Genomic DNA, 12,907 nt, shown 5'->3' with positions numbered 1-12,907 from the left:
CCGTCAGAAACCGAACGCTGTTTCGGATGATGCACCATGGCTGTGATCGGGAACAATCAGACCTCGCCTGATGATAGCCTCACAAAGGTCGTTGAGGGGAAACCCGGCACATCTGCGGTCCGGCTGAACCAGTTGCGATATTTTGTGGCCGCCGTCGATTATGGGAGTTTTCGCAAGGCTGCTGCCGCGCTTTCTGTGCAGGAATCCTCCATCAGCCGACGAATCCGTGATCTCGAAGATGAACTCGGGGCGTCGCTTTTCATGCGCCATGCTGGCGGGGTGCGGTTGACCGTTGCCGGGCGGGAATTCCTGCGCAACGCTCGCCATGCTCTTCGCCAGATCGACATTGGGGTGACCAAGGTGGCGGCGGTTGGCCGGGCGGAGCAAGGGCTGATCAAGGTCGGGATATTTTCGTCCCTTGCGTCAGGATTTCTGTTCGATCTGTTGCGTGCCTTCGGCACGCGCCACCCGAACGTGCAGGTCGACCTTATTGACGGCAATCCGCCCGAGCACATCGCGGCTGTCCGGAAACTTTGTCTGGACGTCGCATTCATCACGGGAACCGCGGCATGGGATGGCTGTGAGGCGGAGCATTTATGGTGCGAGAAGGTTTTCGTGGTGCTGCCCGATAACCACCCTTTGACGGGCAAGCCGGAACTTGGATGGGGCGATTTGGTCTCCGAGCGGTTCATTGTGAGTGACGTTGCGCCGGGTCAGGAGATCCACGACTATTTGGTTGCTCACCTTGCCGGTCTCGGCCGCCACCTCGATATTCAGTCTCAGCAGGTCGGCCGCGACAATATCCTATCGCTGGTCGCTCTCGGTCGCGGCCTCACTCTGACGAGCGAAGCAACGACCGTCGCCCAGTTTCCAGGGATCACCTACCGGGAACTTGCGGATGAGGTGCTGCCGTTCAGCATGGTCTGGTCCGCGCAAAACGACAATCCGGCGTCTCGGCGGCTGTTGAGCCTGGCACGATCGCTGACAGGGCTGGCCCGGCGAAAATAGGGTTTGACGGCACTGTACGATCACGCCGTAGCATTGGCTGCAATCGACATCGACCGTGTCGGTATCGAAGATGTCGTGGCCCTGCCCACGTCCAGGCTGACCGACTTCGATAGCGCTTTTGCCCCGCCGTGTTTGTGCACGGTGACACGGTGCGCATCCGGCCTTCCTCGGGCTTGACAGTTTGAGGTTTGTTAGAATAGAAAATATACGGACATCACAAGGTGTCCCATATACTTTTTATCCTTTCAAGTGCGGCGGGACGAGCAATGCTGAAATGGGGTGTCGAGAGGCGGTTGGAGTTCATCGAATTCCGCCTGTTCTGGGAGGGGGGTGTCAATCGCTCTGACCTGATCGATACGTTTGGCGTCTCCGTTCCGCAGGCGTCAAAGGACTTGACCCATTATCAGGAGCGTGCGCCGCAGAATGCGGTCTATGACAAAAGCGCTCGCCGCTACGTAGCCGGCCCGGAATTTCAGCCGGTGTTTCTAGACCCGGACCCGGACGCCTATCTCATGCGGCTCCGATCGATGGCGGAAGGTTTCGCCGACGCGGGGGCGAACTGGCTCGCTGCCCCGCCTGACATGGATATCGCTCTGACTTTGCGCCGTAAGGTCGATACCGAAGTTCTGCGTTCAGTTCTGGCGGCAGTGCGGGAGGAAAGGTCGCTGGACCTTCACTACCAATCCATGAACCGCGATCGGCCCGATCCGGCATGGCGGCGTATCACCCCGCATGCCTTCGGCTTTGATGGTCTGCGCTGGCATGTGCGGGCTTGGTGCCATGAGACGGAGCGCTTCAAGGATTTCCTGCTCTCGCGTGTCCTTGGATTCGGCGAGTTCGGCGAGCCAGGTGCTGCTGCGGCACAGGACCGGCTGTGGCAGGAAACCTTCGATATCACCCTTGTGCCGCATCCTGATCTGTCGGTCGGTCAGCAGGCGGTGGTCGCAAAGGATTACAACATGGCGGACGGGCGCGCTGTGCTGACAGTTCGCTACGCCATGCTGTTCTATGTGCTCAAGCGGCTAGGACTCCTTGATGGGGCTAGGCTGCGTGATCCCCGGACCCAGCATATCGTTGCGGCTGACGAAGACGAGGTTGCCGCCGCCCTTGAGCGTGCGCAGCATGAGTTCGATGAGGCTGACACAGCAAGCGGGGCGGTACCTAAATGATGGTGGCCGCAGCGAAATATCGGATGTCCTTTGGCGTGGGCGGGCTGATGCTCAATGAGAGCATCGTGATTGCTCAAGCTTATCAACCCGGTGAGAACTGGGCATCTGCTCGTGAGCGGTTGCTGGCCCAGGGCGCGTCATCCTTACCCAAACTGGCCTCGCAAACCCGCGCGCTTCGTGAAGTGTACGACCGGATAGGCCATCTCTCCGATGCCGAACGTCATTACCTGTCGGTAGAGGCTGACCGCGCCGAGCAGCAGGCGATGATGTGGCTGGCGGTCTGCCGGACCTATCGTTTTGTCCACGAATTCGCAGTCGAGGTGATCAGCGAACGCTACCAATCATGGCGGCTCGACCTGGGCCATGAGGTTTTTGACCGCTTTCTCGCGGAGAAGGCTGAAAGCGATCCCGGCCTCGCCGCTCTTTCAGCTTCAACCTGCGCAAAATTGCGTCAGGTCTTGTTTCGGATACTACGTGAAGTTGGTTTGATAAGCGTCGAGGGTAGAATTCAGCCGATTTGGTTATCGGGGCGCATGAAGCGGCTGATTGAGGAGAGTAATCCGGCGGACTTGCAGGTCTTTCCCGGAAATGGGGGGTAATGGTGGGCACGAAAACTGATCGGCGCGCCCGCGCCGAGCACCTATTCAGGGTAGTTTCCAGCGATCGGTTCTTGCAAAAGCAAGGGCTGGGAAACGAGGTTCCCTTTTTTATCTGCGCTTTTGATGCCGAAGACGGACTGAGCCTGGGCGAGGATCGCGAGGATCTGATCGCCCGGCTGAGCCACGCCGGTGTGCGCGTACTTGATATTGATCTCTATGACCTTTCGATCAGGATCCTCGAAGACCGGGGTATCTTCGAGCAGATCCTTGAGGTTGAAGCCGAAACGGAAAAGGCGGAGCTCAAGGAACTGTTGCAGGGGGTTCTGGACCCGCAGGCACACCTCATTCCAGAGATTGCGCGGCACATCGAAGAAGTCCCGCACGACGTGATCTTCCTGTCAGGCGTAGGCGAGGTTTACCCCTACCTGCGGTCGCACAACGTACTCAACAACCTGCAAAGCACCGCGAAAGATCGCCCGACGGTCATGTTCTTTCCGGGAAAATACACGCACGCGCTGGCGACAGGAGCATCGCTGGAATTGTTCGGCTTACTCCATGACGACAAATACTACCGCGCGTTCAATATCATGAATTACGAGGTCTGACCGATGGCTACTTTTCTGCGTGATATCTTTGCCAAGCCGGTCGACCGTTCGATCGATGGGGTGATCAAGGCTGACGACAAGGCCAGCCTCCTGACCGAGCTCGATGAATATGTCATCACCAATGAGATCGGCGCTCGGCTGGAGCAATTCCTCGACGCCTACAACAATTATGATACCGCGAACGGCGTGTGGATTTCTGGCTTCTTCGGGTCAGGTAAGTCTCACCTGCTGAAGATGCTCGCCCTTCTGCTGGAGAATGACGAGGTCGAAGGGCAGCGTGCCGTCGAAATCTTTGAGCGGAAGCTTGCGGGCAACCCGATGCTGGCGGGGGCTTTGCGCAAGGCAGTGTCGATTCCATCCCGGTCGGTCTTGTTCAATATCGACCAGAAGGCGGATGTGATCTCGAAGGCGGATGTCGATGCGCTTCTCGCCGTCTTCCAGAAGGTCTTTGACGAGATGTGCGGCTACTATGGCAAGCTCCCGCATATCGCGCAGTTCGAGCGTGATCTGGACAGTCGAGGCAAGCTCGATGCCTTCAAGGCGGCCTTTGCGCAATCTTCCGGAAAGCCTTGGGAGCGCGGGCGCGAACAGGCTCTGATGGAAGGCAAGCACATTGCCGCCGCCTTTGCCGAGGTCACGGGCGATGAGGTCAAGGATATTCTTGGCCAGTATCGTAAGGATACGAAGGTTTCGATCGAGGATTTCGCCAATATGGTGAAGTCATGGATCGATGCGCAGGGGCCGAAGTTCCGGCTGAATTTCTTCGTCGATGAGGTGGGGCAGTATATCGCCGACAACGTCAAGCTCATGACGAACCTGCAAACCATTGCCGAAAGCCTGAACACGAAGTGCAAGGGGCAGGCCTGGATTGTCGTCACCGCCCAGCAGGACATGGGTTCGGTCATCGGGGACCTGACGGCGCAGCAAGAAAATGACTTCTCGAAAATCCAGGCGCGCTTTGCCAACCGGATGCCGCTGAACTCTCAGGATGTGGCCGAAGTCATCCAGCGCCGTCTGCTGGCCAAGACCGAGGCTGGTCAGATCACCCTTGGCAATCTTTATGATGCTGAGGAAAACAACCTGCGCACTTTGTTCGATTTCGGCGATAATTCCTTCAAGTTCAGGAACTTCTCCGGAAAAGACCAGTTCGTCGCGAGCTACCCGTTCCCGAACTACCAGTATGACCTATTCCAGCGCGCGATCATGGGCCTCTCGCAACATAACGCGTTTGAGGGCAAGCACAGCTCGGTCGGCGAACGCTCTATGCTGGGGGTGTTTCAGGAGGTGGCCAAAAAGCTGTGCTGCCCTGCCATCCCGGCCCGCTGGCCGATGCTAAGCTGCACCTGTCCTGCCTGATCGCCTGCGCGCAAGAGGTGATGGCGGCCTATGAGGCCCGCAAGAAGGCGCTCGGCCTGATCGACTTTGCTGACATGATCACCGGGGCTGAGCGCCTGCTCCGCACCGACCTCGCCGTGCGGCAAGCGGTGCTGGACGAGATCGACTGCGTCATCATCGACGAATTCCAGGACACCAACCCCGTGCAATTCGCGCTTTTGTGGCAGTTGGGCCAGCACGCGCCGCGCACACTGCTGGTGGGCGATGTCAAACAGTCGATCATGGGGTTTCAGGGCGCCGATCCGCGCCTGTCCACAGCGCTGGCGGCGGCAAATCCCGATGCGACCCAGCCTTTGGACCGCAACTGGCGCTCGACCCCAGCCATTATGCAATTCGTCAATGCGATGGGGGCTGGCCTCTTTGGGCAGGGCTATAACCCGCTGGTGCCGACCCGCGATGCGGTCGCAGGTCCCGCGATCGAGGTGCTGAACGCTACGCAGGGACGGCGCTCACAAAAGTATTCGCAGCCCCCAGAACACATCGCCGAGCGCATCGCCCGTATCCTGACTGATACTGAGACTATCACCGACCGCCACACGAAGGCCGCCCGACCGGCTCGGCCCTCGGATATCGCGCTGTTGGTCTGTCGCCACACCACCGCTGCCCGCTATGCCGAGGAACTGCGCGCGCGCGGCGTTCCGGTGCGGATCGCCGAGGATGGCTGGGCGAAAAGCCCGGTGATTGTTGCCGCCCGCGCCGCGCTGGCCTTTGCCGCCAATCCGGCGGATATCCATGCCGGGCTGCTCTTGCGCACGCTTGGCCCGGACCCGCTGCCCTTGCAGGAGGCGCTATCCGCCCAAATGGAAGGGCGGTTGGTGGATGACCCGGTGCTGATGCGGCTCGCCGCTCTGTCGAACCTTTTGGCCCGCCTGCCGGTGGGTGCGGCCCTTGATCTGGTGTTGGATGCCGCCGGCCTGCGCCTCTGGGCGGAACGTCAGCCTGACGCCGCCCAATCCCGTGCCGATCTTTTGCGGCTAGAGGCTGAGGCGGGTGAGTTCGAAGCCGCGCATCGCGACCTCAAATCCGCCTCGGGGTTCCACGGCGAGACTGCCAAGGTCTTTCTCGGCTGGCTCGACGCCCGTGGGAGCGAGCGCGATTTCGACCGTCATCCCGATCCTTCCGCCAACAGCGCCGAGGCGGTGGAGATCGTCACCTGGCACGCCTCCAAAGGGCGGGAATGGCCGATCACTGTCGTCGCCGAGTTCGACTATGGCATTGAGGAACGTGCGGGGGCCACTGCGACCCGTTTCGATGCCCTGGACCGCATCGACGATATGGCGGTGGTGCTGGGGTCCGCGAGCCTGATCCACACGCCCGGCTTTGCCGCGCCCGAGGCGACCCGCCGTTTCATCGAAGACCGCCGCGCCGATTTTGAAACCAATGCGAAAAACCTTCTCTATGTCGCCCTGACCCGTGCCCGTGACCGGATGGTGCTGGAATGGCCGGGTTTTCTGAAGGACCGCGAAGAAGACGCGCCCGAGGCTACGAACCTGTTTCATATCCTGTCCGATACTTGCGCGCCGCAGATCGGGGCGGGCAGCCTGCGCATCAATGGCGTGGATTGCCCGGCGCTGATCACGCAACTGCCTGAAGAGGCGGGATTTACCGAGTACGCAGGCGGTGCGGCAGCCTCAGCGCTGCGATTCGGTGCCGCTGCGCCGTTGCCCGTGACACCGCTGACGCCCTGGCGGCTGCAGCCCTCGCAAACCCGTAGTGCGGGGGTGCCGCCCGTGTCCCGCCGTATCAACATCGGAGCACCCTGGCCAAAGGCACTGAACGATGCCTACCGCGGCACAGCACTGCATCTGGCGCTGCGCACATACCTGACCCGGCCCGATCTGGCCCCGGCTTTGGCTCTCGCGACCGGGCTTGACGACGCCACTCTTGCGCTAGTGGCCGAGCGCGCCACGGCGCTGAAAGCCTGGCTTGCCGATCAGGGCTATACGGACCTGCGCGCCGAGATTCCGGTGCTTGGCCACACGCCCGAGGGTGCAGAGATCCCCGGTGCCCTCGACCTTCTCGCCATCGGCCCGGCAGGCGCGATGCTGATCGACCATAAATCCGGCGGCGGCGGTGACGGGTTTGGCCCCTATTGGCCACAGCTTTCCAGCTATGCCGGACTGTTGGCCGGACTATACCCGCAGCATCCACTGCAGGGCGTGGCGGTGTTCTGGGTCGATCACGGTTGGCTGGAACTGGCAGATGAGGGCGCGTCAGCGGGAGCTTTCGCACAGGCCAGAGTTAACTGATGCCCTGGGGAATACTTGCGCCCGATACCGTGGTTTCGCAACGGCGCCAGCAGAACCTTGGGCTTGCGGCGGCGGTTCGTCATTTCAATGATCGGGCGGTCCCCGGAATCGGCGGCATGTGGTTTCCCATGCCCATCCTTTGGTCGGTTCTGGCGATCTCTATCGCCGAGGAACTTGGTGTGCCGGCACTGCCTGTCGGCAACGCGGTCGAAGCGCGCGTCATGCTTGAAGTCATCGCGGGCCCGCAGGATCGCCGTGTGCGAGGGGCGAGGAAGATGCAGGGCTTGAAGGATAGCAGTTTCCACAATCTCAGGCGTCGCGGAACTTATGTGGTTCAGCCGATCCGCATGGCGATGGTGCAGCCTCTGGTCGCACTCGGGTTCGTGCAGGGCAGCCGCTACGGCGCGTTCCGCATACATAGCGCTGGCAGAGAGCTGTTGGAGCTGAATGCCCGCTTGCGCGTGCCGTCGGGCAGGATCTTCGCCACAAGGCAACGGTCGTTGTCGGAGACGATCGACTGCGGCACGGCCCCGAAGAAGGCAAAGGCATGGATGTGACCGTCGACCCAGGCCTCAGCCACCGCCGCCGGATAGGCCCGCACATAGCAGCCGTCGCTATGCGGCAGGTCGAGCACAAAGAAGTGCGCCTTCCGCTCCACGCCGCCGATGACGACCATCGCCTCGCCGAAATCGGCCTGCCCATGCCCCGCTGGATGCGACAGCGGCACGAACACTTCCTGGCGTCGCTGTTCCCGCTCGCGCATATAGTCCTTGATGATCGTGTAGCCGCCGGTGAACCCGCATTCGTCGCGGAGACGGTGGAAAACCCGCTTGGCCGTATGGCGCTGCTTGCGCGGCATCTTCAGGTCGTCATCAAGCCAATGATCGATGGTAGAGACAAATGCATCAAGCTTCGGCCGCCGGATGGGTGACCGGCGCTGATAGCCCGGCGGCGTCGAATACGACAGCATCTTGGCCACGCTGTCGCGCGATATGTTGAAATGCTTTGCAGCCTGACGCCTGCTCATCCCTTCCGAGCACGCCAGTCGCACCTTCAAATAAAGTTCCACGGTGTAGATCCCCAAACCCTCCTGCGCTCACTGCAGAAGGAAAATAGGTGGCCGGCTTTTACGCCGCCCGCAGCGGGACTATCCCGCCGCTACCGTGGACTAATTTTGCACCGCCGCTCTCAGGTTTTAATGCATCCACGCTTTCAATAGAGCCCCTTAGACCAAGCGAGCGGCGCCCGCCTCTGCGGCGACCGTGCTGCAGCTCCATTTCACGCCCGGCAGGGAGGAGGCCGCGGTCGCAAGCGGCATCAGGGCCGCAAGGTCCACGCCGGTCTCGACGCCGCAATCACCGAACAAACGCACAACGTCCTCGGTTGCGACATTGCCGCTGGCACCTGGGGCATAGGGACAGCCGCCAAGCCCGCCGATCGCTGAATCGAAGATGCGCACGCCGCGGTCGTAGGCCGCGCGCACATTTGCTGTGCCATGGCCATAAGTGTCGTGTGCATGCATCGCCCAAGCCGAGACCTCCGGATAGGCCGTCATCGCCGCCTCGAATAGCGCCGCTACCTGCGCAGGCGTGCCGCGCCCTGTGGTGTCGCAAAGGCAAACCTCGGCGTCGGGGCAGATCTCCAAGCTTCGGCCCAGAAGCGTGAGGACCGCGGCGGGTTGGGTCATGCCCTCATAGGGACAGTGGAAGGCGGTGGCGAGATTGATCCGCATCCGCACCCCGGCAGGCGCCTCGGCGACGAGCCGGGCGTAATCGGCCAGAGCCTCGTGCGGCGTGGCGCGCACATTGGACCGGCTGTGGCTTTCGGAAACCGATATGGCATAGGACAGGAACCGCGCCCCGGCGTCGATTGCCTTCTGCCCATAGCGGGCATTGGGCACGAGAACCTGCGGCATGGTGGCACCCTGCGCAAGGACATCGGCCAGAACCTCGGCCGCATCGGCAAGCTGTGGAATGGCGCGCGGGCTAACGAAGGAGGTAACCTCCATCCGGCGCAATCCGGCCGCAGTAAGATCGCGGATCATGGCGATCTTGGTCTCGGTCGGGATGAAGGGGCCGATGTTCTGGAACCCGTCGCGCGGCCCGACTTCGACGATCTGGACAGAAGTCATGCAATCACTCCCTGTTTCCGCAATTGGTCGATCTCATCCATCGAATAGCCGGCGATCCCGGAGAGAACCGCATCGGTATCCTGCCCGGCTTCCGGGCCGGTATTTCGGATCGCGCCGGGGCACTCGGGAAAATGCGGCACGATTCCGGGATGGAGCAGAGTGCCGTGGCGCGGATCGCTGACCTCGCGCACCATGCCGCGGTCTCGAAACTGCGGATCGTCGGCGATGTCGGCGGCGGTGTAGATGAGGGTCGAGGGAATGTCGGCCTCGACAAGAATCGCGGCCAGTTGCCTTGCGTCGAACCTACACGAAAAGGCGGAAATGGCCGCGTCGATCTCGTCCGCGTGATCAAGGCGGCCGGCGTTGTTTTGCAACTCGGGCCGCGCCGCCAGATCCTCGCGCCCGATCAGCTTCATGAGACGCTGATAGAGCAGATCGGAATTCGCCGCGATAATCACCCTGCGGCCATCGGCGGAAGCATAGGCATTGCTCGGCGCGGCTGAGGCGATGCGTGACCCGACTGGCTGGCGCACGAGCCCCAGGGCGCCGTATTCGGTCACGATCCCTTCCATCAGGGATAGCACCGCCTCGGTCAGCGCGACATCGACGGTGCAGATGCCGTCGTTCTGCGTGCCTTGCAATGCTCGGTGATTGCGACGGACGAGCCCGGCAAGAACGCCGATTGCCGCATAGAGACCGGCGATCGAATCGCCGATGCTGATGCCGACGCGAGGAGGTGGCAGGTCCGTGGTGCCTGGTGGGTGGTCGGTCAGGTAGCGCAATCCACCGATCGCTTCACCGATGACGCCGAAGGCCGCACGGTCGCGCGTCGGACCAGTTTGACCGTAACCCGAGACATGTGCCACGATAAGACCCGGTCGCAGGTCTTGCAGCCTCTCGTGGTCGAAGCCGAGGCGCGCCAGTCCGCCGGGGCGCAGATTCTCGATCAGCGCGTCTGACCTGGCGATGATCCGCCCGACAGCCTCGATCCCTTCGGGCTGCTTGAGATCGACCACCACCGAGCGCTTGTTGCGGCCGTGCACGCTCCACCACAGCGAGGCGCCGTTGGCCTGCGCACCCCAGCTGCGGACGGGGTCGCCCCCCGGCGGTTCGATCTTGATGATCTCGGCGCCAAGATCCCCGAGAATTCGGCTGGCGAAGGGGGCGGCGATGAAATGGCCGATTTCGACGATGCGGATGCCATCAAGCGGCGGCAGAGGGGCGGATCGGGCGCTCACGTTCGGTCCTTTCGGTTTCATCCGCCTCGGGCGAGGCCGGAATCATATAAGCATGCTTCATATAAGCCCGGACTGCTGCCGGCTCCAGTTCATCGTTCAGCCCCGGACGACGGCGAGTGGTCGCCCGGGGCTGTTCAGGTTCACGGCCGAGACGATGGCGGCGGTATCGATGCCGAAATGACGGTAGAGCTCGGCGATGGTGCCGGTCTGGCCGAAACGCTCGACACCCAGCGGCACGGTCCGGTGCCCCTGGACGGCGCCCAGCCAGGCCAGGGTCGCGGAATGACCATCGATTACCGTGACGATCAGGCAGTGCGGCGGCAGCCGTCCGAGCAGGCGGTCGGCCTGCGACACGCGGCCCGCCGCACGCCGTGCCGCCGTCCATCCGGCGTGCAGCCGGTCGGCAGAGGTCACGGCAAGGACGCCCACGTCGCGCCGCCCCTGGGCGACCTGCGCCGCCGCCGCGATGGCCTCGGGCGCGACGGCGCCCTGATAGGCGATCACGACCTCGGCATTCGGGCCCGGTTCGCGCACCCAGTAGGCGCCGTCGATCACACCATGAGCAAACTGCGGATCGTGGCGGCGCAAGGGTTGTTCCACCGGCCGGGTCGAAAGCCGCAGATAGACCGAGCCGCCGGCGGCATCGGCAAGCCAGGTGCGCGGGTCGGGATCCTGCCCGCCGTGACGCTGGAGATGCTGGAAGGACCAGTCCATGATGATCGACAGTTCATCGACGAAAGCCGGTTCGAAGGCGGCAAGTCCATCCAGGGCCATGCCGATGAGCGGCGTGCCGATCGACTGATGCGCACCGCCCTCGGGCGCGAGTGTCACCCCGGAGGGCGTGCCGACCAGCAGGAAACGCGCATCCTGATAGCAGGCGTGGATCAGCGCATCGAGGCCGCGGGCGACGAAAGGGTCATAGAGCGTGCCGATCGGGATCAGTCTTTCGCCGAAAAGACCTTGCGACAGACCCGCCGCGCCAAGCATGGTCATCAGGTTCATCTCGGCAATGCCGAGTTCGATATGCTGGCCTTCGGGCGAGAAGGCCCATTTCTGCGCCGAAGGGATGCGTTCGTCCCTGAATGTGTCTCCCTCGGCTGTGCGCGCGAAGAGTCCGCGCCGGTTCACCCAACCACCGAGGTTGGTGGAGACCGTCACGTCCGGCGATGTGGTGATCACACGGTCGGCCAGCGGCCCGCCCGACCGTGCCACCTCGTCGAGGATTTTGCCGAAGCCCGCCTGCGTCGAGATCACCGGATCGGCTATGGAGACCAGCGGCGGAACCGGCAGGGCCGGCGCCGTGAAGCGGCGTTGACCCTTCGCGAAGAAGGGAACGCGCGACAGGAATTCGCGCAGGCCCGCTTCGTCCGGAACGCCGGCGAAGGGTTCCCATTCGGCGCCTACCGGCACGGCCATCGCCTGCTGGAACTGGGCGAACTGCGCAGGTGTCATCAGTCCGGCGTGATTGTCCTTGTGCCCGGCAAGCGGCGTGCCCCATCCCTTGATCGTATAGGCGAGGAACACGGTGGGCTGGGGTCCGGTCGCGGCATCAAAGGCTTCGCATAGGCTGGCCAGGCAATGGCCGCCGAGGTTCTCCATCATTGCGGCGAGCTCGGTATCGCTGCGCCGCCCGATCAGGGCCGATACCGGCTCCTGATCGCCGAGATCGTCCAGCAAGCGCTTGCGCCACGCTGCCCCGCCCTGGAACGTCAGCGCGGAATAAAGCGCATTCGGACAGGCGTCGATCCAGTCCCGCAGCTTTTCGCCGCCCGGTTCGGCAAAGGCGGCCCGCTGCAGCGCGCCGTATTTCAACCGCACCACCCGCCATCCGAAGGTGGCGAAACTTGCCTCGATCTGCCCGAAAAGCCCCTCGCGCACCACGCCGTCAAGGCTCTGACGGTTATAGTCGATCACCCACCAGACGTTGCGCAGATCGTGTTTCCAGCCTTCCTGCAACGCCTCGTAGATGTTTCCCTCGTCAAGCTCGGCATCGCCGATCAGCGCCACCATTCGGCCAAGAGGTGCCTTCCGGCCGTGGCATTGCAGATAATCCTGCACGAGACTGGCAAAGATCGTTATCGAGGCACCCAGACCGACCGAGCCGGTCGAGAAATCCACATCGTCTACGTCCTTGGTGCGTGACGGATAACTCTGCACGCCGCCGTAACCGCGAAAGGCCATCAGCCGGTCCCGGGTCTGGGCGCCCATCATATATTGGATCGCGTGAAACACTGGTCCGGCATGAGGCTTGACCGACACCCGATCCTCGGGGCGAAGCACGTGGAAATAGAGCGCCGCAAGGATCGCGGCCATCGAGGCCGAAGAGGCCTGATGCCCACCCACCTTCACCTCGCCTTCGCCCTTGTTGCGCAGATGGTTTGCGTGGTGAATCGTCCAGCAGGACAGCCACAGAAGCCGCCGGTGCAGGGTATCAAGATGCGCAAGATCCGCCGGGCGAAGCGGCAGATTGCCGCCGGCGGCGGGCGAAAGTGCGGGGGCCGTCGTCGTCATCA

The 12,907-nt window shown here is 62.6% G+C and carries 9 protein-coding genes and 1 pseudogene; 6 read left to right on the top strand and 4 right to left on the bottom strand.

Annotated features, from left to right (window positions below; genetic code table 11):
* The first annotated feature begins 36 nt into the window (after nt 1-36).
* The 6 genes from ACFSGJ_RS18390 (at nt 37) to ACFSGJ_RS18365 (ending at nt 7,025) form a co-directional block, all read left to right on the top strand.
* A complete protein-coding gene (locus ACFSGJ_RS18390) occupies nt 37-1,008 on the top strand; it encodes a LysR family transcriptional regulator (protein ID WP_075657532.1) in 972 nt (323 codons plus the stop codon).
* A 266-nt stretch (nt 1,009-1,274) separates the two neighbouring features.
* A complete protein-coding gene (locus ACFSGJ_RS18385) occupies nt 1,275-2,177 on the top strand; it encodes a WYL domain-containing protein (RefSeq protein ID WP_009450526.1) in 903 nt (300 codons plus the stop codon).
* Nucleotides 2,174-2,776, top strand: a complete 603-nt coding sequence (locus ACFSGJ_RS18380) for a DUF1819 family protein (RefSeq protein ID WP_069709526.1) — start codon at nt 2,174-2,176, stop codon at nt 2,774-2,776. Before ACFSGJ_RS18385 ends, ACFSGJ_RS18380 begins: the two co-directional genes overlap by 4 nt.
* Nucleotides 2,776-3,381: a DUF1788 domain-containing protein gene (locus tag ACFSGJ_RS18375; RefSeq protein WP_010336175.1), complete on the top strand. Its 606-nt coding sequence runs from the start codon at nt 2,776-2,778 to the stop codon at nt 3,379-3,381. The genes ACFSGJ_RS18380 and ACFSGJ_RS18375 overlap by 1 nt, the downstream gene beginning before the upstream one ends.
* Nucleotides 3,382-3,384: 3 nt before the next feature.
* The gene (gene brxC / locus ACFSGJ_RS18370; RefSeq protein WP_390265278.1) at nt 3,385-4,737 is read left to right on the top strand and encodes a BREX system P-loop protein BrxC; all 1,353 of its coding nucleotides are present in this window, start codon (nt 3,385-3,387) and stop codon (nt 4,735-4,737) included.
* Entirely contained in the window at nt 4,680-7,025 is a 2,346-nt protein-coding gene (locus ACFSGJ_RS18365; protein ID WP_390265275.1) for a UvrD-helicase domain-containing protein, read from the top strand. Before brxC ends, ACFSGJ_RS18365 begins: the two co-directional genes overlap by 58 nt.
* 448 nt (nt 7,026-7,473) lie before the next feature.
* Here the strand turns inward: ACFSGJ_RS18365 and istA are convergent.
* The 4 genes and pseudogenes from istA to ACFSGJ_RS18345 form a co-directional block, all read right to left on the bottom strand.
* Nucleotides 7,474-8,094, bottom strand: a pseudogene (istA, locus tag ACFSGJ_RS18360) (IS21 family transposase); the annotation flags it as partial.
* Nucleotides 8,095-8,250: 156 nt separating this feature from the next.
* Entirely contained in the window at nt 8,251-9,156 is a 906-nt protein-coding gene (locus ACFSGJ_RS18355) for a hydroxymethylglutaryl-CoA lyase (protein WP_390265273.1), read from the bottom strand.
* Nucleotides 9,153-10,394 carry a CaiB/BaiF CoA transferase family protein gene (locus tag ACFSGJ_RS18350; RefSeq protein ID WP_390265270.1) on the bottom strand — a complete coding sequence of 414 codons (1,242 nt, stop codon included), beginning with the start codon at nt 10,392-10,394 and terminating at the stop codon, nt 9,153-9,155. Before ACFSGJ_RS18350 ends, ACFSGJ_RS18355 begins: the two co-directional genes overlap by 4 nt.
* Before the next feature lie 96 nt (nt 10,395-10,490).
* Entirely contained in the window at nt 10,491-12,905 is a 2,415-nt protein-coding gene (locus ACFSGJ_RS18345) for a transketolase-like TK C-terminal-containing protein (RefSeq protein ID WP_390265267.1), read from the bottom strand.
* Nucleotides 12,906-12,907 lie beyond the last annotated feature (2 nt).

It is taken from the genome of Halodurantibacterium flavum, from assembly GCF_042681825.1.
GTDB lineage: Bacteria > Pseudomonadota > Alphaproteobacteria > Rhodobacterales > Rhodobacteraceae > Halodurantibacterium > Halodurantibacterium flavum.
This window is presented reverse-complemented; position numbering and strand designations above follow the sequence as displayed.

Coding starts and splice junctions, on each gene's coding strand:
- ACFSGJ_RS18390 (WP_075657532.1), top strand. CDS start 37: ATGGCTGTGATCGGGAACAATCAGACCTCGCCTGATGATAGCCTCACA.
- brxC (WP_390265278.1), top strand. CDS start 3,385: ATGGCTACTTTTCTGCGTGATATCTTTGCCAAGCCGGTCGACCGTTCG.
- ACFSGJ_RS18345 (WP_390265267.1), bottom strand. CDS start 12,905: ATGACGACGACGGCCCCCGCACTTTCGCCCGCCGCCGGCGGCAATCTG.
- ACFSGJ_RS18380 (WP_069709526.1), top strand. CDS start 2,174: ATGATGGTGGCCGCAGCGAAATATCGGATGTCCTTTGGCGTGGGCGGG.
- ACFSGJ_RS18375 (WP_010336175.1), top strand. CDS start 2,776: ATGGTGGGCACGAAAACTGATCGGCGCGCCCGCGCCGAGCACCTATTC.
- ACFSGJ_RS18355 (WP_390265273.1), bottom strand. CDS start 9,156: ATGACTTCTGTCCAGATCGTCGAAGTCGGGCCGCGCGACGGGTTCCAG.
- ACFSGJ_RS18385 (WP_009450526.1), top strand. CDS start 1,275: ATGCTGAAATGGGGTGTCGAGAGGCGGTTGGAGTTCATCGAATTCCGC.